General features: G+C 64.2%; 20 protein-coding genes. 6 read left to right on the plus strand and 14 right to left on the minus strand.

Annotated features, from left to right (window positions below):
• Positions 1–178: 178 nt before the first annotated feature.
• Positions 179–967, plus strand: a complete 789-nt coding sequence (locus tag A3CW_RS0112225) for a COG4705 family protein (RefSeq protein ID WP_028203832.1) — start codon at positions 179–181, stop codon at positions 965–967.
• A gap of 10 nt (positions 968–977) precedes the next feature.
• Here the strand turns inward: A3CW_RS0112225 and A3CW_RS0112230 are convergent, their stop codons facing one another.
• The 6 genes from A3CW_RS0112230 to A3CW_RS0112250 all read right to left on the minus strand — a co-directional run bounded on the left by A3CW_RS0112230 (position 978) and on the right by A3CW_RS0112250 (position 5,381).
• Positions 978–2,648 carry a tannase/feruloyl esterase family alpha/beta hydrolase gene (locus tag A3CW_RS0112230; protein WP_035512848.1) on the minus strand — a complete coding sequence of 557 codons (1,671 nt, stop codon included), beginning with the start codon at positions 2,646–2,648 and terminating at the stop codon, positions 978–980.
• On the minus strand, positions 2,645–3,052 hold the full coding sequence (opgC, locus tag A3CW_RS54280) for an OpgC domain-containing protein (RefSeq protein ID WP_322787954.1): 408 nt from the start codon (positions 3,050–3,052) through the stop codon (positions 2,645–2,647). Before opgC (A3CW_RS54280) ends, A3CW_RS0112230 begins: the two co-directional genes overlap by 4 nt.
• Positions 3,030–3,365, minus strand: a complete 336-nt coding sequence (opgC, locus tag A3CW_RS54285) for an OpgC domain-containing protein (protein WP_028203834.1) — start codon at positions 3,363–3,365, stop codon at positions 3,030–3,032. Before opgC (A3CW_RS54285) ends, opgC (A3CW_RS54280) begins: the two co-directional genes overlap by 23 nt.
• A gap of 128 nt (positions 3,366–3,493) precedes the next feature.
• Positions 3,494–3,970 carry a VOC family protein gene (locus tag A3CW_RS0112240; RefSeq protein WP_028203835.1) on the minus strand — a complete coding sequence of 159 codons (477 nt, stop codon included), beginning with the start codon at positions 3,968–3,970 and terminating at the stop codon, positions 3,494–3,496.
• Between the two features lie 99 nt (positions 3,971–4,069).
• The gene (locus A3CW_RS0112245) at positions 4,070–4,339 is read right to left on the minus strand and encodes a hypothetical protein (RefSeq protein WP_028203836.1); all 270 of its coding nucleotides are present in this window, start codon (positions 4,337–4,339) and stop codon (positions 4,070–4,072) included.
• Between the two features lie 124 nt (positions 4,340–4,463).
• On the minus strand, positions 4,464–5,381 hold the full coding sequence (locus tag A3CW_RS0112250; RefSeq protein ID WP_028203837.1) for an AraC family transcriptional regulator: 918 nt from the start codon (positions 5,379–5,381) through the stop codon (positions 4,464–4,466).
• A gap of 194 nt (positions 5,382–5,575) precedes the next feature.
• On the opposite strand from A3CW_RS0112250, the gene A3CW_RS0112255 reads away from it, so the two are divergent.
• Complete coding sequence (locus A3CW_RS0112255; protein ID WP_028203838.1) at positions 5,576–6,475, plus strand: DMT family transporter; 900 nt, start codon at positions 5,576–5,578, stop codon at positions 6,473–6,475.
• Positions 6,476–6,481: 6 nt separating this feature from the next.
• On the opposite strand, the gene A3CW_RS0112260 is transcribed toward A3CW_RS0112255, so the two are convergent.
• Positions 6,482–7,339, minus strand: coding sequence for a hypothetical protein (locus tag A3CW_RS0112260; protein ID WP_028203839.1), 858 nt, complete (start codon positions 7,337–7,339; stop codon positions 6,482–6,484).
• Between the two features lie 553 nt (positions 7,340–7,892).
• Here A3CW_RS0112260 and A3CW_RS0112265 point away from each other — a divergent pair.
• From A3CW_RS0112265 to A3CW_RS0112275, 3 genes are all read left to right on the plus strand, one after another.
• Positions 7,893–8,282: a hypothetical protein gene (locus tag A3CW_RS0112265; RefSeq protein ID WP_028203840.1), complete on the plus strand. Its 390-nt coding sequence runs from the start codon at positions 7,893–7,895 to the stop codon at positions 8,280–8,282.
• Positions 8,283–8,497: 215 nt separating this feature from the next.
• Positions 8,498–9,001 carry a DUF2844 domain-containing protein gene (locus A3CW_RS0112270; RefSeq protein ID WP_051481414.1) on the plus strand — a complete coding sequence of 168 codons (504 nt, stop codon included), beginning with the start codon at positions 8,498–8,500 and terminating at the stop codon, positions 8,999–9,001.
• Positions 9,002–9,022: 21 nt separating this feature from the next.
• Positions 9,023–10,360, plus strand: a complete 1,338-nt coding sequence (locus A3CW_RS0112275; protein WP_028203842.1) for a DUF3443 family protein — start codon at positions 9,023–9,025, stop codon at positions 10,358–10,360.
• Positions 10,361–10,436: 76 nt separating this feature from the next.
• Here A3CW_RS0112275 and A3CW_RS0112280 read toward each other — a convergent pair whose 3' ends face one another.
• Positions 10,437–11,309, minus strand: coding sequence for a LysR family transcriptional regulator (locus A3CW_RS0112280; RefSeq protein ID WP_028203843.1), 873 nt, complete (start codon positions 11,307–11,309; stop codon positions 10,437–10,439).
• 104 nt (positions 11,310–11,413) lie between these two features.
• Between A3CW_RS0112280 and A3CW_RS0112285 the strand changes: the two genes are divergently transcribed.
• Positions 11,414–12,487 carry an alkene reductase gene (locus A3CW_RS0112285; protein WP_028203844.1) on the plus strand — a complete coding sequence of 358 codons (1,074 nt, stop codon included), beginning with the start codon at positions 11,414–11,416 and terminating at the stop codon, positions 12,485–12,487.
• A gap of 79 nt (positions 12,488–12,566) precedes the next feature.
• On the opposite strand, the gene A3CW_RS0112290 is transcribed toward A3CW_RS0112285, so the two are convergent.
• The 6 genes from A3CW_RS0112290 to A3CW_RS46070 are packed head-to-tail and all read right to left on the minus strand — an operon-like array spanning position 12,567 to position 19,606.
• Entirely contained in the window at positions 12,567–13,742 is a 1,176-nt protein-coding gene (locus tag A3CW_RS0112290; protein WP_028203845.1) for an aromatic ring-hydroxylating oxygenase subunit alpha, read from the minus strand.
• A gap of 9 nt (positions 13,743–13,751) precedes the next feature.
• Positions 13,752–14,525 (minus strand): siderophore ferric iron reductase, encoded by a 774-nt coding sequence (locus A3CW_RS46060; protein WP_051481416.1) that lies wholly within the window; start codon positions 14,523–14,525, stop codon positions 13,752–13,754.
• A gap of 2 nt (positions 14,526–14,527) precedes the next feature.
• Positions 14,528–16,420 (minus strand): IucA/IucC family protein, encoded by a 1,893-nt coding sequence (locus A3CW_RS0112300; protein WP_407669736.1) that lies wholly within the window; start codon positions 16,418–16,420, stop codon positions 14,528–14,530.
• A gap of 21 nt (positions 16,421–16,441) precedes the next feature.
• Complete coding sequence (locus tag A3CW_RS46065) at positions 16,442–17,041, minus strand: GNAT family N-acetyltransferase (RefSeq protein WP_035512850.1); 600 nt, start codon at positions 17,039–17,041, stop codon at positions 16,442–16,444.
• The gene (locus A3CW_RS0112310; RefSeq protein WP_028203847.1) at positions 17,031–18,254 is read right to left on the minus strand and encodes an MFS transporter; all 1,224 of its coding nucleotides are present in this window, start codon (positions 18,252–18,254) and stop codon (positions 17,031–17,033) included. The genes A3CW_RS46065 and A3CW_RS0112310 overlap by 11 nt, the downstream gene beginning before the upstream one ends.
• Entirely contained in the window at positions 18,251–19,606 is a 1,356-nt protein-coding gene (locus tag A3CW_RS46070) for a lysine N(6)-hydroxylase/L-ornithine N(5)-oxygenase family protein (protein WP_051481417.1), read from the minus strand. The genes A3CW_RS0112310 and A3CW_RS46070 overlap by 4 nt, the downstream gene beginning before the upstream one ends.
• Between the last annotated feature and the right edge of the window lie 246 nt (positions 19,607–19,852).

The following is a 19,852-nucleotide window of genomic DNA, read 5'->3' on the forward strand; positions in this document are numbered from 1 at the left end:
AGTCCGATCACTACGGCGCATGTCCCCAGACTACGCAGCCAACCTTAGAGTTTGCTTATGCGCAGGCAACGGTTCGCGTTTAGCGCATATTCAGCCGTGGTTAAGGCTTAGTTAAGCAATAGCAGCCTATAGTCCCAGGTTGTTTCGTTCCGCCCCTCATGCGGCGCAAGGAGTATTCATGTCCACCACCACGCGAAGTCTCATCGAAGATGCGGTCAGCAAGGTCCCCGCCGTGACGTTCGGCTTCTGGATCATCAAGATTGCTTGCACCACGCTCGGCGAAACCGGTGGTGACTGGGTGACGATGTCACTGAATCTGGGCTATCTGGTCGGCACGCTCATTTTTCTCGCGTGCTTCGTCGTGCTGGTTGCGGCGCAGATCCGTGCACAGCGCTTCTACCCGTGGCTCTATTGGGCGACGATCGTCGCCACGACCACCCTCGGCACGACGCTCGCCGACTTTTGCGACCGCTCGCTCGGCGTAGGCTATCCCGGCGGCGTATCGATCATTCTCCTGTTGCTCGTGGCCAGTCTCGCGATCTGGTACCGCGTAGAAGGCACGGTTTCGATCGAGAGCGTCGCGACGCCGCGCGTCGAGTGGTTTTACTGGATTACGATCCTGTTTTCGCAAACGCTCGGCACCGCGCTGGGCGACTGGGTGGCGGGCGAAGACCGCGGTGGCCTTGGCGTGGGCTACGAATACGGTGCTGCGATCTTCGGCGCGGGCCTCGTTGTCGTGGCGCTGCTGTGGTTGTGGCCGCGCGTTTCGCGCACGGCGATTTTCTGGTTCGCGTTCGTGCTCACGCGTCCGCTCGGCGCGACGCTGGGCGATCTGCTCGACAAGCCTGTCGCCGATGGTGGCCTGCACTTCAGCCGCTTTTATGCGTCCGCGCTGCTGGTGATCTTTATCGTCGGCTGCATCGTGGTGCTGCCCCAGCGTGCCGCTCGCCGGGCGCGCGACGCGTAGCGCGCATGGGTCATTGCGGCATCACGCACGTGAAACTGGTCGCGCGATTCAGATTGCCCTTGCCCAAATAGCGCGGAAACGCCGGGTAGCGGCACAGCGGCCGCGTGCGGCCGTTCGTGGGCTGGGCAATGTCGGTCGCGAACAGCGTTTCCGGCGCGGTGCCGCGCGTGACCCAGTCGTCGAGCGCGCCGAGCAGATCGACGGATGGAATGAACACACCGTTGCCGTGCTGATAGCCCGGCACCATGTAAAGCCGCATGAAGCTGTCCACGCGCTCTTCGCCGTAGCGCCCCACCAGCCCCTGGTAATACGCGATGGTCTGGTTCGGGCTGATGACCTCGTCGGCGAGTCCCTGCAAGGTGATGAGCTTGCCGCCTCGTGCGATATAGCGCGACACGTCGGGATTCATCGCTCCGATCGTCGTCGACAGCGTAAAGAGCCGTTCGCGGTAACGGCCGGGATGCATCACGTCGAAGTTCGTCGAATCGAAAGTCGGGTCGTGCGTGATGAAGTATTTGAGGTAGGCATCGCCCTGCGCGTACAGGTAGCCATTGGTGACGAACCCCGGCTGGGTCAGCTGCTGCGGTGAATGCGCAAGGCCCAGCATGCTCGTGAAGCGCGTGCCCTGGAAGACGTTGTAGCCGCGATACGTGTCGGTATTCCAGGCAAGCGCGTAGGGCAGGCGCAGGCCGTCGCGCAAGCTTTCCAGCGTCGCGATCTGCGGCGGCGTGAGGCAGTCGTCGGGGGCGTGCTGGCGATCCGTCTGATCCTGTGAGGAGCAACGCAGCGAGTCGATGATCTCCGGCTCTTTCGCGCGGCAGGATTCGACGTCGCTGATGAGGCCGTCCGCCGCGCCGTCGAGCGTATCGCATACCTGCATCACGCGCTCGTACACGTGCTCCAGCAGTTGCGGCGACAGATAACCGCCCGGCGTGCGGTATTCGTGCTGGCCCACCACGACGCCTATCAGGCGCACGCCCGAGAAGTTCAGCGCGGGCGAATTCGCGATCACGCCGTCGTAGTCGTCGGGATAGCGCTGGATCACGGTGTAGCCTTCGCGGCCGCCCGTCGAGCCGCCCGCGAAATACATGTGCTCCGGCGGCCGCCCATAGCCCAGCGTGATCAGTGCGAGCGCAACGTCATGCGCCTTCTTCAGATGCGCGTAACCAAAGTTGGTCACGGCTTCTTCAAGTAGTCCGAAGTTGGCCTCCGACGACGTGCCGTTGTGGCCTGAGTCGTCACCGAAGGTCGCATAGCCGCGCGCGAGCGGCGCGCGGTCGGGCGAGAAGGGCATCGGGCCGGTTCCCGTCACCACGACGCCGCTGTAGCCGCCACCGCCGAATTGCAGCGCGCGGCCGTTCCAGCGGCTCGGCAGGTTCACTTCGAAGCGGATGTCCGGCGTCCCGGCGCTCTGGGCGCGGATCACGCCGGTCAAGCGGCAGAAGTCGCCGTTGAGATTGCCTGTGGCGGTCGCGGAGATCATCGCGGCGCTCTGCACGAGCGCACCGTTGGTCGGCAGGCCGATGCTCGCGGGCGGCAGTAGCGCGCCGGCAAGGTCGGTGCAATGCAGCGGCAGCGAAGGCGTGTGCTGGGCGAAAGCGGGGCCGCTTGCGATAAGCGTGAGCGTGGCGATGGCGATCGCCTTGAGGGATTCGAGTGCGCGCGTGCTCCGTCGTATCATCCGCAGCCGGCTCCGTTGACGCGCGCACGGGCCTTCTCCTTCTGACGCCCGAGCGTGCCGCGCCAGGCCCGGGCGAGCATGAGCGTCGCGCCGATTGCGACGATGTCGCCGGCCAGCGCCGCCACGAACGCCGCCGCACCGTGCGGCGCGTGTGGCGTGGCCGTGTCGACGATCACCGGGATCAGCGTGCCGCCGACGAAGCACACGAGCCCCGTGCGGCCCACGGTCACGACGGCGGGCACGCGCGCGGCGATCCGCGCGATCGTGCCGCGATGGACGAAATACGCCGCCACCATGGCAATGCCGATAAAGTTGACGACGCGCGCGAAGGCCAGATGCTGTTTCATTGTCCCAGGCATGGGTTGAGTCAGGACGAACCATTTAACCGCCGCGAACAGCACCACCGCGGCGAACGCGCATCGTACCAGCCAGCGCGCAGTTTGCGAGGTCTTGAAGCCGGGCGGAACCGGGGGGCAGCCGGCAGGGCATGCCGAATACGAACATCAACTGCCACGCAAATGGGTTGAACGGCCAGTTCGCGAACGTGCTCGCGCCGACGAGCGCAGCCAGCAGCGGCGCGAAGGCCCAAAGCAGCAGGCTGCAGACCAGCGTGGCGAGTGGCGCGCGGCGGGCGAAGGGCACGGCCGCGGGCACGCACAGCGCAAATATGACATACATCGGCAGCACGCTCGACAGATACGGCTGGCGGGCGAGCAAGACGACGTGGAAGGTTTCGCGCAGCGGATGCGTGGCAAACGACGCCCAGCCGCTCAGGTCATGCTGGCGCCATCCGCATGCCAGCTATGCGGCAACGGGATGGCGACTGCAGGACTCCGACGTGCAGCTTACTTCGCGGCAGCGGCGCGCTCGATTGCCGCGATGTCGATCTTGCGCATTGTCATCATCGCTTCCATCGCGCGCTTGCCGGCTTCGCGATCGGCACCGAAGACGCATTCGAGCAGGCGCTTCGGCGTGATCTGCCACGAAAATCCCCAGCGATCCTTGCACCAGCCACAGTCCGACTCCTCGCCGCCGTTGCCGACGATGGCGTTCCAGTAGCGGTCGGTCTCTTCCTGGCTGTGGGTCTCGACCATGAAGCTCACGGCCTGGTTCGCCTGGAAGTTGGGGCCGCCGTTCAGGCCCACGAAGCGCCGGCCGAGCACCGTGAATTCGACCACCAGTTCCGCCCCCGCGCCAATGCCGGGTATCGGGGAAACATGGCCAGCCCCGACATGGCTGTCCGGAAACGTCGCGGCATAGAACTCCGCCGCTTCGCGTGCTCTACCTTCATCGAACCACAGGCAAGTCACAAGCTCCGCCATCACGATCTCCTTTGACAAGGCGCCTCATTGCCGGCGCGTAGCGCCCATTGTGACAAAGCCTCGGCTGTATGGGGGATTTTTGCTGGTGGAGCATCGCGGCTAGTCGAGGCAACGTTCGATTGCGAGGGACTGGGCGGACTGGGCGCTGTGCGAACCCATCTTGTCGTGCTCAGAATGTGGTTCGGACTGCGATGCAAGGCAGAGCGCAAGATTGGCGCGGGTGCTATCTGGCGCGAACATGAGCGCAAGCGTGAGCGCCATGACTGCCGCGACCAGAATGGCAGCGCCGCGCAAGATTGCGCGCAGAGCGGGCGACAAACGGGCAATCGCGCTAAAGCGCGAAGTCTGTTCGACGATGGTTCGGAACATGGCGGGCTCTTTGCCGTAAACGTCGAAGGGATGACGTCACGATAGGCAGGCCCGGTAGACGCGACAAGACCCAGTGGTGCCTCAAAACATGGGGCCACGCACGGCAGGATCGAGGGACATACGACTACTTCAGGAATGCTTGACGATAGACATTCGGCGCGGCGCCGAACGCGTCGCGAAAGCGATGGCTGAAGTGGCTCGCGTTCGCGTACCCGCACTCTGCCGCGATCTGCGCGAGCGGCAGGGCGGTCGTGCGCAACAGCAAGCGGGCCCGCTCCAGACGCTGGGCGGCGATCCACGCATGCGGCGGCAGCCCGAACGAGGCGCGAAACATGCGCGCGAGATGGTACTCGGAAAGGCACGCGACATCGGCCAGTGCGCCGAGCGTCAGTGTCTCGTCCAGGTGGGCGTCGATATAGTCGCGCAGGCGCCGCCGTGTCGATACGGCGAGACCGCCCTTGAGGGCCGCGCCCGCGCGCCGCACGCCCTGGCTGCGCAGCAGCAGGCTCAGCACTTCGTGTGCCGTTTCGTTGCTGCGCAGGAGTCCGTCTGGATCGGCCCAGTTCTCGTTGGCCAGCGCCTGGCAGAGCACGGCAATGCGCTCGTCTTCGAAATACGTGCGATCGGCCAGCGTGAGTTCGCGCGGTTCCCGGTCGAGTTCGCGCACCGCGCGCTGTGTGAAGTGCTCGGGGAGGAAATACAGATGCATGAAATGCATGTGGCCGCGCACCCACCAGCGCGATTCATGGTCGCCGGGCAGCGCGCACAGGCGGCTTGGCGCGCCGTATACGCCGGGCAGCTTCTGCCGCTCCGTGCGGTAGCCGCCGTCGAGATAGCACGACAGCGTGTGATGGCCCGGCCGGTCATAGACGGTTTCGGCCTCGCGCGTGACGCGCGTCCAGACGGCGGCCGCAAACTGGTCGCCGAGCCAGGCAAAGCGCTCCAGCGTCGCATTGGCCGCGCTCAGCGTGCGGCACACCGAATGCAGCCCAAAGGGCGTCTCGGCGAGAGCGGGCGCGGGAAGCGGCACCTGGGCGTTCATGGTCGGGGCGGCGGGCTGCAAGTCGGCGATGGGGTCGTCAAAGCGGTTGTAAAAGCAGGTTTTCGAAGTATACGCTCGCGCCCCCGCAGTTGCTGGCCGTGGCAGGGCGCAGGCAAGAAATGCGCAATCCTGGACAAGTCCGCGCCGCCCCCGTGCGCCATAGTTGGGGCATCGACTCGAGGTCCTTTCCGGCAATGAATCTTTTACTCTACGTGCTCACCGTCCTGATCTGGGGCACCACCTGGATCGCTATCAAGTGGCAGCTTGGCGTCGTGCCCGCGCCTGTATCGATCGCCTGGCGTTTCGGGCTCGCGGCGCTCCTGGTGTTCGCGCTGCTGGGCGTGATGCGCCGCCCGATCTGGCCGCCGCGCGCGGCGTGGCGCTATCTCGTCGCCCAGGGGCTCGCGCTGTTCTGCCTCAATTTTCTGTGCTTTTACTATGCCGAGAACATCGTGCCGAGCGGGCTCGTCGCCGTGGTGTTTTCAACCGCGCCGCTGCTGAATTCGATCAACGGACGCATTTTCATGGGCCGGCCGCTGCAACCCACCGCCGTGGGGGGCGCCGTACTTGGCCTGATCGGGATCGTCTGCCTCTTCCTGCAGCAGATGGCCGGCCATATCGGCGATCAGACCGCGTGGCTCGGGCTCGCCGTGGCGTTTCTCGGCACGCTGTGTTTTTCCACGGGCAATCTGCTGTCGAGCCGCATGCAGTCGATGGGGCTCAATCCGCTCGTCACGAATGGCTGGGCCATGCTGATCGGCACCGCGGTGCTCGTGGCCGGGAGTGCCGTTGCCGGATTGCCGTTCAGGCTCGAAATGGATGCGCGCTACCTCGGCGCGCTGGCCTGGCTCGTCGTGGCAGGCTCGGTGATCGGGTTCACGGCCTATCTGACGCTGGTTGGCCGGATCGGGCCCGAGCGCGCCGCGTATTGCACGGTCTTGTTCCCGATCGTGGCGCTGGCGGTTTCGACGGTCTACGAGGGCTACCGCTGGTCCTTGCTCGCCGTCGTCGGGCTTTTGCTGGTCGTTTCTGGCAACCTCGTGGCGTTCGACCTGGCGCGGCGCCTGTTCACGCGGCGCGCCCCGGTTGCGTGAGAAGCTTCAGCGGGCCGGGCTGGCCTTGAGGGTGTTGGCGTAGCGCCGGTATAGCCAGGCGGAACACGGCGCGCCAATGTAGAGCGCGCCGAAAGCGGAGAGCGCGGTGGTGGGCGCGCTGAACGTGTTGAGCGTATTGAGCGAAGCGAGACCCTCGTGCCGCGACACGAGTTCGTAGGCGGCGACCAGGCCCCAGGCCGCTAGCGTTGGCAGTCCGGCGCACCACTGTGTGAGCCAGAGGCTCCAGCAATGCCCGCGCGTATCGGTCCAGACTTCCCGTATCCTGAGCGTGCCACCAATGGCGACATGCGTGTGCAGCAGGCTCAGCCGCGTGAGCACGAAACAAGTGATGCCTCCGGCAAACAGCACGAGACCTGCCCCGACGAACGCTATCAGGATGCGCGCCTCGACAGGATGCAGCACAATCGCGATTTTCGCTGTGTGAGCGAGCCCGATCATCAGCCCGATATACAGCGCCATGGCGAGGCAGATGGGCACCAGCGCCAGGCAGACGAGCAGCGGCGCGAGCATGGCCAGTCCCCAGGTGCAGCCAAGAAATCGCCAATAACTCGGCGCCGGGATCGGCTGCGCCTTCGGCGAATCATTGTCAAGCAATACGAAGCGTATGGCGTGCATGATGAGAAGCGAAAATAGTGCGCTGTCCATCAGTGTGAAGACGCCCAACGGGACATAGGTGAGGAGCCGGAACGGCGGCGTGCTGTCGGGGCGCAGTCCGTTCATGACGGACGACGACAGCCACGCGTAGAGCGGGAGCAAAACCGCAAATACGGGGCGGTGGCGGAAGTATCGCCAGCCGTCGCGCCATGCGCCCTTCACGCACTGACCAAATGTGATCGACTCCATTCGAACCCCTTGCGCGTTGTTTTTTTGCGGTCGCCTCGAGGCGCCAGTCAGGCGTTTATGTGTTTTGCATCATTCGCCGCTGGCCCGGGCGGGCGCGTCGATTGTGACGAGCGGCGGCCCGCGAGTATGTGGGCTGGCAGACCAAACCTTCCCGTGGCTGATGCAATTGAATTTCGGATGCCTTCATTTTTATTACAAAAAAATGGCCGTCTTCATTAATTGATCGTTTGCGCTAAAGATTCGTCTGACGGTTGCCGATACCCTCGGATGAGCAGATAAATATGAATGCAAACACGCGGCGTGCCAGCCGCTCCGGGGTTACCGCGTACGCCCGCGCCTGCGGGGACTGAAACGAATGCAAAGCCGATGGCCTGTCTGCGCGTGCAGCCCACGCCCGCGCGCGCTTTTCACCCCCGCACTCAAACCCGATGGCACGGCCACGACTCCAGCGGGCGGATAAGGCTATGGCATTGCGGACAATGCGGAATTCGTCCATTGCGTCGCGCGGTCAGCGCCGGGGACAGGGACAAGACAAAGACGGGAGAGGCCAGTAATGAAGGTTCACGCTAGTGCGCTCACGCTGCTGCATTGGCTGGCGCAACGCGAAAGTGCGTCGGTCAGCGAAATTACTGCGTCGGGATTGATGAGTTCACGCGAAGCCTCGGATGTCGTTCGCTACGCCATGCGCAACGGCGCCGCCGAGCGCGTCAACAAGGGCGCGAGTGCGCGAGGAACTGCGCGTTACCGCTCGACCGGCGTGCCTCTGCCGGAGCCACGGACAGCACCGGCCGGAGCGTCGTTCGAAGGCTTGCTGAGCGCATGGGGAATCGCCAAGGAGCCGCCCGAGCTTCCCGCGGTGCGTACGCGCGTTTACCAGATCGAAGATAACGGCCAGGATAATCGAGGCGGAGATCGCCTCGGCAAACTAAAGCTCAATGATTGAAACCGACTGCGAGCAAATTGGGGCGACTGGGGAGGCTAGAGAAATGGATACACCGTTCAGCGGACCGTGTGCGCCGCGGGCGTTCCGGGTAGTTTCCGGGACGCCTTGGCGTGAAGTGAGGGTTCGATTCTCGCCGTTGATTTTCGCAAGGATGGCAACGGCAAACCTGCGCCGATGTGCGCGATAAAACCAACCATAGAAAGGGTTCTCTCCTGATGTCGAATCAGATCTTGCACGTCGCGCTTTGCGCGGCGTTCAGTTGCGCCGCGCTGGGCGCGGCGGCACCTGCCTCGGCTGCACTCGGCGGCATGCCCACGCCCGCGCCGGCTGGAGCTGTCTCCAGTTCGGCCAATGCGGCCGTCGTCCATGCTGCATCGGACGTCGCCGGTACCACGAGCGCCGCCTCGTACACGGTGACGCAAACGACTTTCGCGACCGGCACGGTCGTGCGTGAGTACGCCACGGCGGCGGGAACGGTATTCGGCATTGCGTGGAGTGGGCCGATCATGCCGAACCTCCCCGTACTTCTCGGCACCTACTTCACGCAATACGACAGCGCGCGCGTCTCGCAGCGCACGGCTAATCCGGGCCGTGGTCCGCTGAGTGTCGAGCTTCCCAATCTTGTCGTCCATTCCGGCGGCCACATGGGTGCGTTCTCCGGGCAGGCCTACCTGCCGCAGTCGTTGCCAGCTGGCGTGAGCGCCACCGACATCCAATAACAAACAAAAACAAGGCGAACCATGTTGAGCATCAATGGGAAACTGGCCCGAATGCTGGCCGCATTCGGTCTGGCGGCGGCTGTCGCTCTCGTCGCGGGTTGCGGCGGCGGCGGATCGGGGAATTCGTTGGCGAGCACGTCGACAGGCAGCGGCGGCACGGGCGGCACCGCCAACAGCACGGGCGGCTCGGTCCTCGCTGCCGGCGCGCCGGTATCGAGCTTGCCCGCGACGCTCGCGAGCAACCAGGTTGCCGTGACCGTGGCGTCGGGCGTCAAAAACGCTCCGAACATTCCGACGGTCAGCGTCACGATTTGTGTCCACAACTCGACCACGTGCCAAACGATCAACAACATTCAGGTCGATACGGGGTCATGGGGGTTGCGACTCACGCTGGATGCGCTGAACAGCACCATGCAGACCGCGTTGCCGGTCGAGACGGCGAGCGGCAAATCCGTTGCCGAGTGCTTCGGTTTCGCCGACGGCAACGCCTGGGGTTCCGTTCGTACGGCGGATGTGACGATCGGCGGTGAAACGGCTTCGAGCGTGCCCATCCATGTCATGGGCGATCTGCCGCAAACGGCAGCTGGCGGCACTAACAACAGCTGCGCAACTGGCTCGCTCAACGACACGTCGTCGTCAATCGCCGCGCACGGTATTCTCGGCATCGGCCCCGCGAAATACGACTGCGGCAGTGGCTGCGCGACCACGCCGAACGGCGTCTATTTCGGCTGCACGGGGTCGGGGAGTTCGACGAGCTGCACGGACCTGGGGGTAGCGGAAACGGCGCAAGTGACGAATCCGGTCCGGCTGTTCCCGATCGACAACACGGGTGTGATCCTGAACATGCCGGCCGTGACGTCGTCGGGCTCGACGAGCGCGACCGGGTTCCTGACGTTCGGCATCGGTACGCAATCGAACAATGCGGTGCCGACTTCCGGCATTCAGAAGCTCACGACCGACCATTATGGCAACGTGCAAAGTGCATCGCTGAGCGGTACGAGCGTGTCGGCGGCATTCTTCGATACAGGCTCAAACGGGTTGTTCTTCCCCGACAGCACGTTGTCAGCGACGATGTGCAAGCTCGCGATCGGCTTCTACTGCCCCACTTCGACGGTGTCGCGGACGCCTTCCGTCACAGGGTTCAACGGCACCAGCGTTTCGGCTGGGCTTAGCATCGCCAACGCTCTGAGTTTGTTCGAGGACGGTGGCTTCGCGTACGGAAACGTCGGCGGAATCATGACGGGCGTCGCCTTCGATTTCGGCATGCCGTTCTTCTATGGCCGCACTGTGTACGTCAATTACGATCCGAACACCGACGGCAATTCTGGCGTCGCTACATCGGCCTACGTCGCCTTCTAAACCGTAGCGCCGTATCCGCGAGCGGCCGCAGCGCCGCTCGCGGATGTCTCAGCGGTCATATGTCCTCGGCGGCGCGCTACCGCGCCAGCCGCTCCCGAAGAAACTCGATAAAGCGCTGCGTCTTCGCCGGCAGCAGACGCGTTTCCGTAATCGCATAGACCGGCGTGGGCGTGCCATGCCACTGCGGCAAAATCCGCCGCAACGCTCCATTCGCCACTTCGTCGGCCACGATTTCTTGCGGCAACAGCACGATGCCCATGTCGAGCGTAGCGAGGCGGCGGATCATGCCGACACTGTTGAGCGTGAAACGTCCGCCCACCTTTGCTGTGCTTGTGCGCTTGGCGTCGTGCAAGGTCCACGTGTCGGCCTTCAGGATTCCCAGGCATTCGTGCTGCTCCAGGTCGGCCGGTTTGCCAGGCTCGCCCGCGCGCTCCAGATAGCCCGGCGACGCATAAACGTACGGCGTGAGCGACGCCAGCGGACGCGCAATCAGTTGCGAGCTTTCGGACTCCCCCATGCGGATCGCCACGTCGAACGGGTCGCTCACGAGATCGACACGCCGCGGATTCAGTTCGAAATCGAAAGTGATGGCGGGGTACAGGCCGGCAAATTCGGCGATCAAGGGCGCGAGGTAGGTGACGGCGAAATCGACCGGAAACGAGGCCCGCAGCACGCCGCTGGGCTGCGCGACCATGTCGCCTAGCTGCTCGTGCGCGAGGCGGGCTTCATCGACAATGCGTTTGCAGCGCTCGAAGTAGATCTGGCCCGCTTCGGTCAACTCGATCTTGCGCGTCGTGCGATGCAGCAGGCGCAGCCCGATTGCCTTTTCGAGGCCGCTGATGCGGCGCGAAAGGGTGGAGTTCGGCATGCCCGTCACGTCCGCGGCACTGCGAAACCCCCTGGCTTTGACGACCTCCACGAACAAGGCCATGTCGTTCAGTAGTTCCACCTCGACTGCTCCATGAACGGATCAATGATATCCAAATTACCATATTTATCCCAATCGTGAAGCAGGCGATGATGCACCCATCCAAACCAGTCGAGGTGATCATCATGAGCAAGCTTTTCGAATCCGTGCGCGTCGGGCGTTACACGCTGCCAAACCGCCTGGTCATGGCGCCCATGACCCGTTCGCGCGCGCTGGCCGACGGCACGCCCGGCGAACTGGCCGCCGAGTATTACGCCCAGCGCGCGAGCGTTGGCTTGATCGTCACCGAGGGTACGCAGCCTTCGGAAGATGGCCAGGGCTACATCACGACCCCGGGCATTTATAGCGACGCGCATGTCGCCGGGTGGAATAAAGTCACCTCGGCCGTGCATGCGAGAGGCGGCCATCTCTTCATCCAGCTCATGCACGCCGGCCGCATGTCGCATCCCGACAATACGCGGCACCACCGCGTGGGCGTCGCGCCTTCCGCCATCGCGCCGGGCACGGTCATGTTCACGGCCAGCGGCATGCAGGACATTCCCGTGCCGCGTGCGTTAAGCATCGAGGAAATCCGCCGCACGGTCCAGGACTTCCGCACCGCGGCCCGCCGCGCGGTCGATGCCGGCGCGGACGGTGTCGAAATCCACGGCGCGAATGCCTATCTGGTTCAGCAGTTCTTCGCACCTAGCGCCAATACGCGTACCGACGAATACGGCGGCCTGATTGAAAACCGTGCACGCTTTGCGCTTGAAGTCGCGGCCGCCATTGCCGGGGAAATCGGCGCGGACCGCACGGCCATCCGCCTCTCGCCGGGCACGACGCTGTGGGGCATCGACGAGGGCGCGCAAGGCCCCGAGCTTTACCACTATCTGGTGGCCGAACTCGACAAGCTGGGGCTCGCCTATCTGCACATCGCGCATCAGGGCGACGAGGCGCTGCTGGCTGACATTCGCAAGCTGTGGAAGGGCGCGTTGATCGTGAACCGCGCCGGCCGCCCGCGCGAACAGATTGGCGCCGATGCGGCCACGGGGCTGGCGGATCTGGAGTCCTACGGCCAGATGGTGCTGGCGAATCCGGATTTCGTCACCCGCCTGCAGCGCAACGCGGCGATGAACGCGGCGGATCGCAACGGCTTCTTTGGGGGCGCCGCGCAAGGCTATACGGACTATCCCAGCCTGAGCGAAGTGGCTGACGCCTGATGCGGCGAGCAGGCGCGGGGCGTGCATTGCATCCGCCGCGCCAATGCGAAACCGCCTGCCTTGCGCGGTTTCGCATGGCTCACCCGAGCGGTCCCGCGAGGGCGCGCCGATACCACGCATGGAAATGGCGCATGCCGTCTTCGAGCGGCGACTGATACGGCCCGGCGTCGCTGATGCCGCGCCGGTGGAGCCGCAGTCGCCCCGCGTCCATGCGCTCGGCGATCTCGTCGTCCTCGATCATCGTTTCGAGATACGCCGCGCGCTGGGCTTCGATGAAATCGCGTTCGAATGCCGCGATTTCTTCCGGGTAGTAGAACTCCACCACGTTGAGCGTTTCCTGCGGGCTCTTCGGATACAGCGTCGAGACCACGAGCACGTGCGGATAAAGCTCGATCATCTGCGTGGGGAAATACGCGAGCCAGATGGCGCCGAACTCGGGCGCCTCGCCGCCGCGATAATCGAGCAATCTATCGTGCCACGCGCGATAGATTTCCGAACCCGGCTGCGCAAGCGCGGCGTGCACGCCTACGCGCTGCATGCTGTACGTCCCGGCGAATTCCCAGTCGAGCGTTTCGCAGGTCACGAAGCGTCCGAGCCCCGGGTGGAATGGCGCGACGTGATAATCCTCCAGATAGACTTCGATGAAAGTCTTCCAGTTGTACCGGCAGCTATGCGTTTCCACGTGATCGAGCACGTACTCGGAGAAGTCGAACTCCGGGCGGGCGAACACGCGTGCCATGTCGCGCGCGGGCTCGCGTGGCCCTTCGTAGAGCAGGCCATGGCAATTTCGCAGTTCGAAACGTTCGAGATTGCGGCACGGTTTGCGCTCGAACTCGGGCGCGCCGATCAGCTCGCCACCCGGGGCGTACGTCCAGCGATGCAAGGGACACACGATGTTGCCGCCGCTCGCGGCGAGATTGCCTTGCGCGGGGGCGCCGCCGCTCGCAGCGACGTTGCCGGCCATGCCGCCCAGCATGAGCGCCTGGCGATGGCGGCAGACGTTCGAGAGCAATTGCACGCCGTGCTCGCCGCGCACCAGCACGCGCCCGCCTTCGTCCTGCGGCAGGTGCCGCCAGTCGCCGCGCTCGGGTACCGACTGTTCGTGGCCCACGTATAGCGCCGAGTGCGCGAAGATACGCGCCATCTCGCGCTCGAACAGCGCCTCGTCGAAATAGGCGCTCGCGGGCAATTGCCCGTGCGCTTCCTCCGTATCGGGCGGCAGCGCGAGATGCGCGAGGTCACTGATATCGTTCATCGGTCGGTTTCATCCTGTTTCGTGTTGCGCGTTCAGGCGCACGATGCGTTCATGCTGTGCGAGCCGCGGGCAGGTGCTGCAGAGTTCGCCGTCGCGGCGGCGATAGTGGTAGCAGCAGGTGCGGCGCTCCAGAGCGAGCGCGCTCGCGCCGTCCGTGCGCGAGAACGGGAAATAGCCTGAGCAGCCTTGCAGGCCGAGCGCCTCAAGCCATTGCCTGCCATGCGCCTCGACCTGCGCGTCGCTCCATTCGGGCCGTGCCTTGCGTGCCACAAGCAGTGCGGCGAGCACCACGTCGGCTTGTGTACCGCGCGCCGCTGCCGGATTCAGGCGGATCACCGGCATCAACTCGTCGTGCATCTGCTCGCAGCACGAGACGATTTCGCGCGCGGCGTGCGCGATCAACGCGTGCGTGTCGCCCTGCGCCGGTTCGTGATCGCGTATGCGGACCTCGCGGGTCCAGCCCTCGGCAATGGGCTGCGCGATGTCCGCCAGCGACAGCGACACGCCAGCCGCATGCACCCCGATCACGCTCAAGTAGAGCGGTTGCCAGATCAGGATGCCCCAGCAGCGCGACGACCAGTAAGGGCGGCCCGCTTCGGGATAGGTGCGCGACCAGAAGGCCAGGAGCGCATCGAGCGCAGCGCGATTGGCGCCGCCGCTGGGCGGTGCCGGGCGCGTATGAACGATGCCTTGCGCGGGGCGCGCGGCTACCACGCCCTGCAACCCCGGCACGAGCCGCGCGGCGAGATGCAGCATGTCATCGAGCGCGCGGTTTGCCGCCATGCTTATGCCGCGACCGCTTCGGCGCTCATGCCACTAGCCTGCGCGGCGTCTCGCGGCACGCCGCGCCTGCCTGCCAGCGGATTGCGCAGATTGCCCGCCATCTTCAGATTGCCCGCGGGATCGGCGAGATTGACCATCTGCAGGTTGTTGCCCAGTTGCAGACGGTTCAGGCAAGAGTGCAGGAACTCGGGCGCGAAGAGGTCGTATTCGGCGTATTTGCGCGCGAGTTGCGGGTGCTCGTCCTGATAGCGCGCGACGCAGCGCGCCACGGTGTTCCAGAACGCGTCTTCCGTGCAGCAACCGTGCTCGACGAGTATCTGATTCATGTAGCGGAAAAAGCCGTCGAACACGTCGATGAAGATCGCGAGCAGCTTGACGCGCTCGGGCACGTCCACGGCGAGGCGCTTGACGTTTTCGGGCAGCTGCGCGTCCTTGTTGAGAATGGCAGACTCTTCCGCGATGTCCTTCATGATCGCGCGCACAGGCACATGGTTTTCGAGCACGAGGATGAGATTCTCGCCGTGCGGCATGAACACGAGATCGTGCGCATAGAAGCAATGGACGAGCGGCGCCAGATACGCCTGCATGTAGCGCTCGAGCCAGGCTTGCGCCGTGAGCCCCGAAGCTTCGATCAACGCGGGCAGCAGCGCCGCGCCATGGCGGTCCGTATGCAGCAGCGCGGCCATGGTCATCAGCCGCTGGTCGTCGCCCGCGAGCCTGAGGGGATTCTCACGCCAGAGCGCCGAAAACATCTTCTTGTAGGGGCTGTCCGCCTGGACGGCCGCTTCGTAATAGCGATTGCGAAAGCCGATGGACGCGACTTCGCGCAATATGGTGAACCCTTTGCCCTGCAGATACGGATCGCTCGCCACGAGGCCCTTGATGAAGTCGTTGATGGCGGGCGTGCCTGACATGTAGTACGGCGAGAGTCCGCGCATGAAGCCCATGTTGAGGATCGAGAGCGACGTCTTCACATAGCGCTTCGAACGGTCAGAGAGATTGAAGAACGTGCGGATCGACTGCTGGGCCTGATAACGGTCCTCGCCGAAGCCGAGACAAATGATGCGGTTGGTCGCGACGTAGCTCGCAAACGCGATCGAAAGTTTGTTGAACCACTGCCATGGGTGCGCCGGCATCAGCCGATAGTCGGCAAAGTCCACGCCGCGCGCTTCGACGATGGAGCGAAAGCGCACGATGGTCTCCACGCCCAGTTCTTCTTCCATGAGCTGTTCGTAGTCGAGGTCGGCGGCGCTGTGGAACGCGGCGTTCTCCTTGTGCACGGCAAGCCAGACGATCTGGAGCGGCGAGCTCGCCTCGGGCGCGAACGCGCGATAGTCGCCCGCGTCGAAGCCGAGCCTGCCGTTGTTGGCGACGAAGCCCGGATGGCCTTCGCTCATCGCAGTTTCGATCGCCTGAAAATCGGCATCGAGCAGTTCGGCCGTGTCCGGGCCGTCTTTCACCGCTTTGTAGGCCGCGCCATACAGCGTGCTGCTGATTTCATCGAGGTAAATGGGCAGCATCTCCTCCTTGATGCCAAGCCGCGCTTTCACGTCGAGAATGAAGGCGAGCGCGTCGAGCGGTTGCGGCGCGCCATCCTGCGAGCACACGATGGTTTCGGCGCGAATGCTCCAGTGGCGCAGCGCGAGCAGGCGCGCATCGAACGTGTAGGCGCGAGTGCCGTCGTCGGATTCGAGCGCATAGCGCGCGTAGTGCTCGCCGGGCGCATCGCCCACGCGCTGCGGCTCGACGATCAGTTCGTGCGCGTACTCGGCAATGGCCTTGCGCACCAGCATGCGGTTCGCGCGCTGCCACACCTCGGGTGTGAGGTGGGCGGTAGCCTCGTGGGGCGTGAGGAGAACATGTTGCATGGAAGCCTGAGTTGCGATGTGATTCATGATGCGATTTCCTTATGGAATTTAGTGATCCTGCTTAATGGCGGCGTAAAAAGCGGCTCGTGTGCAGAACGCGAGCGAGGCGGTCTTCTCGCGAAACGCGACGTTCTTCGTATACACGAAGCCCATCGCGCGATTCAGCGCGTGGATGCGTGCGTTACGCGCATCTGGCTCGACGACGACGCGCTGCGCGCCAAGGCGCTCGAACAGGAACGCCATGAGCGTTTCGAACACGTGGTGCGTATAGCCGGATGTTCGCCTGGCAGCGGGGCCGACGAACAGATGCATGCCGAGGTCGCCCGCGCGCACGCCGTAGTGCTCGCCGATCTCATCGTGGGCCGGGTCGTAGCTTTCGAACAGGAAGGCGGGTACGTCGTCCTGCAGTCCGAGCCAGGCCCGCGCGTGGCCCGAGTCCTCGATAGCCTGATAAAACGCGGCCACGTCCGCCACGCTCTTGTCGCGCATGTTCCAGAACGCGGCGCGTTCTTCGATGAACCAGCGGTGCAGCGTGGGCGCGTCGCGTTGCGCGTCGAGCGGGCGGATGTGAAAGGCCTCGGCTCTGGCCATGCGTCCAGCCGGGACATGACGCAGCGCGATTTCGTCGGCAGCGATTTCAGTTCGCACGGGCGGTGACTCCTGTTTCGGCAATCGGGTTGGAAAGGGCGGCATCCTGGGCGCGCGGCCCGGCGAGCAGCCAGACGCTCGCGAGCGCCGTGAAAACGAGGCCCACGGACGCCACGAAGAACGGCGCACGCAAGCCGGCTTCGTCGACAATGGCGCCGGCCGCGAACGAGGCCAGCAGCACGCCAAGGTTCTGGAAGAAGTTGATGACGCTGTAGTCGGCGGCATACGAGGCGGGCGTGCTCAGTGCGAACATCGTCACGTCGAGCTTCACGACGATCTGGAACAGCGCCCAGCCGAACATCATGCGACCCACGATGATCCACAGCGGTGCCTCCACGCCTTGCAGCAGCATGCCGGCGGTGCACAGCAGCAGGTTCGCGAGCATGTGGTCGGGCACGCGCTTGCCCTGCGTGGCGAGACGCTTGTTCAGGCGCAGCGCGACGAGCGCAACCATGCCCGGGATGGCGAACACGAGTCCCGGAACCAGTTCGCCGGGCGCATGGGTGACCGCTTGCCAGTACGACGCCATGAACGGCCGGATGAGATACACGCAGAAGTCGAACGCGAGCATGAGCAGTGCGAGGCGCAGGATCGGCATGCGCGCACGCAGACCCGGCTTGACGGGTGCTTCATCGGCAACGCCGGCAAACCGGCAGCGCCGCGAAATGCCGTGCGTGCGGATCAGCGCAAGGCAGATCGCCATCTGCACGAAGTCGCCGGCGGCCATCGCGAAGATGCAGTGATGCGCGTCCCAGACCTGCATGACGAAGCCGCCCGCCACCGCGCCCGCAATCGCGCCGAAGTGCACCACCACCGAAAGCACGCCGATGGTATGCGCATGCGATTCTTTCGCTTCGAGCCGCATCATGTACGGGTACATCAGCAGATAGCTGCTTTTGCACATGAACATCGCGAGCGAGAGCACCCAGAAGAGCGGCACCGTCGCCGCGAAATAGCTCGCGAGCGAAAGCACGCCCGCGGCGCACTGCGTATAGACGAGCAGATGCATGGCGTCGAGGCGCTTCGCAATGCGCGCCCAGAGCGGCAGCGTGAGCATCACGACAATGGAGATGAACGCCACGTAAGCGCCCGCATGCACGGGGCTCGTGACGCCATAGCGCGCGGCGAAGAACTGCGGGTAGAACGGAATCAGGATCGCATCGCTGACGACGGCGAAGGTCGTCATCAGGATGATCGTGCTGCGCAGCTTCATTGCGCCTCCAGCGGCATCTTCACGAACGCTTCCGTGTCGGGCACCGAGAAGTCCTGCAGCGCGATACGCCGCTCGATCTTGTAGTGTTCGACGCCGGTCAGCTCGCGCAGAATGCAGGAGTTGCGATAGCAGCTCATGCCGAGGTCGGGGTTGGTCAGGCCGTGGCTGTAGAGCCCCGCGTTTTGCACGAAGATCTCGCGCCCGCTCACGTCGATCGCGTAGTTGCGCGAGAGCCGGTAGCGCCCCTTGTCGTCCCAGCGGATGCGGGCGCGAATGCCGTCGATGAAGCCGGGTACGTTCTGCCCATAGCCGGTCGCGAAGATCGCGCCGTCCGTGACATGGGTGTACTGCACGCCCTCGTCGCGCTGCACGAAGCGCAGGTGAAAGCAGTCGTCGATGCGGTCGTGATGACAGGCGCTCAGCTCGGAATTGGTGATGAGGCGCGCGCTGTTGCTGCCGCGGCTGCGGCGGTCGTCGAGCAGGTCGTAGATCTGGTTGATGAGCGAGGCGTTCACGCCTTTGTAGAGACTGTCCTGCTTGGCGATGATGTTTTCTCGCACGCCGTCCGGCAGGTTATAGAAGTAGTCGATATAGTCGGGCGAGATCATTTCCAGCGTGAGCTTCGTGTTCTCCATCTGGAAAAAACGCGGCGAACGCGTGATCCACGTGAGCGTGTAGTCGTGCTCGTCGCTTTCCTTGAGCAGGTCATAGAAGATCTCGGCTGCGCTCTGGCCGCTGCCGATCACGGCGATCGACCGCTTTTGCTGCAGCTCGGCTTTGCGCGTTACGTAATGCGCGCTATGGATGCAGCGCTCGCGCAGCTCGCCGCAGCAGGGCGGCAATTGCGGCACGGAGCCCACGCCGATCACGAGGCGCACGGCGCGATGCGTGAACGGCTGGCCGGTGCGCACGTGCCGCCCGCGCACCACGTAATGGCCTTGCTGCGCGTCGTATTCAACGTGCTCCACACTCGAGCCGAACGCGATGCTCGACAGCTGGCCGATGGCCCATTTGCAGTAGCGGTTATATTCGGCGCGGCTCAGATAGAAGCGCTCGCGGATGTAATACGCATAGAGCTTGCCTTCCTGCTTGCAGTAGTTGAGGAAGCTGAACTTGCTTTGGGGATCCGCGAGGCTCACGAGGTCGGCAAGAAATGGGTTTTGCAGCGTGGTGTCGTCGATCAGCATGCCCGGGTGCCAGTCGAAGTCCTCGTTGCGTTCGAGGAAGAGGCCGCGCAGATCGCGGATCGGATCGGCCAGGCAGGCGAGACTCAGATTGAACGGTCCGAGGCCGATCGCCACGAAGTCGAGCACGGACGAGGGCGGACCTGGCTTGACATTAGTTGTACTCATGATTGAACTTTCACCTGGAGCGGAAAGGACCATGTCGGGTTACCTCATCGAAGGACGAAGACGGCGAGAAAGCTCACGAGGCGCAACCGCGCAACCGTTTGCGCGGGCGGTGGCGTTTCGATGCGAATGAGAGTGATTCGCGTTTGATGATCATAGGAAAGACGCCGCCCAATGGCAAGAGCGAAACGCATGGCGGTGAGGAGGACGAACTATCGTGCCTGCCCAATACGCATCATGGCCGGCATG

Origin of the sequence: Paraburkholderia nodosa DSM 21604 (genome assembly GCF_000519185.1) — a bacterium.
GTDB lineage: Bacteria > Pseudomonadota > Gammaproteobacteria > Burkholderiales > Burkholderiaceae > Paraburkholderia > Paraburkholderia nodosa.

What these genes read in the sequence shown, in the direction of transcription:
- A3CW_RS0112290 (WP_028203845.1), bottom strand. Translation starts at nt 13,742, where the DNA reads ATGAACGATATCAGTGACCTCGCGCATCTCGCGCTGCCGCCCGATACG.
- A3CW_RS0112310 (WP_028203847.1), bottom strand. Translation starts at nt 18,254, where the DNA reads ATGAAGCTGCGCAGCACGATCATCCTGATGACGACCTTCGCCGTCGTC.
- A3CW_RS0112275 (WP_028203842.1), top strand. Translation starts at nt 9,023, where the DNA reads ATGTTGAGCATCAATGGGAAACTGGCCCGAATGCTGGCCGCATTCGGT.
- A3CW_RS0112260 (WP_028203839.1), bottom strand. Translation starts at nt 7,339, where the DNA reads ATGGAGTCGATCACATTTGGTCAGTGCGTGAAGGGCGCATGGCGCGAC.
- A3CW_RS0112245 (WP_028203836.1), bottom strand. Translation starts at nt 4,339, where the DNA reads ATGTTCCGAACCATCGTCGAACAGACTTCGCGCTTTAGCGCGATTGCC.
- A3CW_RS0112250 (WP_028203837.1), bottom strand. Translation starts at nt 5,381, where the DNA reads ATGAACGCCCAGGTGCCGCTTCCCGCGCCCGCTCTCGCCGAGACGCCC.
- A3CW_RS0112285 (WP_028203844.1), top strand. Translation starts at nt 11,414, where the DNA reads ATGAGCAAGCTTTTCGAATCCGTGCGCGTCGGGCGTTACACGCTGCCA.
- A3CW_RS0112240 (WP_028203835.1), bottom strand. Translation starts at nt 3,970, where the DNA reads ATGGCGGAGCTTGTGACTTGCCTGTGGTTCGATGAAGGTAGAGCACGC.
- A3CW_RS46070 (WP_051481417.1), bottom strand. Translation starts at nt 19,606, where the DNA reads ATGAGTACAACTAATGTCAAGCCAGGTCCGCCCTCGTCCGTGCTCGAC.
- A3CW_RS46060 (WP_051481416.1), bottom strand. Translation starts at nt 14,525, where the DNA reads ATGGCGGCAAACCGCGCGCTCGATGACATGCTGCATCTCGCCGCGCGG.
- A3CW_RS0112255 (WP_028203838.1), top strand. Translation starts at nt 5,576, where the DNA reads ATGAATCTTTTACTCTACGTGCTCACCGTCCTGATCTGGGGCACCACC.
- A3CW_RS0112230 (WP_035512848.1), bottom strand. Translation starts at nt 2,648, where the DNA reads ATGATACGACGGAGCACGCGCGCACTCGAATCCCTCAAGGCGATCGCC.
- A3CW_RS0112270 (WP_051481414.1), top strand. Translation starts at nt 8,498, where the DNA reads ATGTCGAATCAGATCTTGCACGTCGCGCTTTGCGCGGCGTTCAGTTGC.
- A3CW_RS0112300 (WP_407669736.1), bottom strand. Translation starts at nt 16,420, where the DNA reads ATGAATCACATCGCAACTCAGGCTTCCATGCAACATGTTCTCCTCACG.
- A3CW_RS0112265 (WP_028203840.1), top strand. Translation starts at nt 7,893, where the DNA reads ATGAAGGTTCACGCTAGTGCGCTCACGCTGCTGCATTGGCTGGCGCAA.
- A3CW_RS0112225 (WP_028203832.1), top strand. Translation starts at nt 179, where the DNA reads ATGTCCACCACCACGCGAAGTCTCATCGAAGATGCGGTCAGCAAGGTC.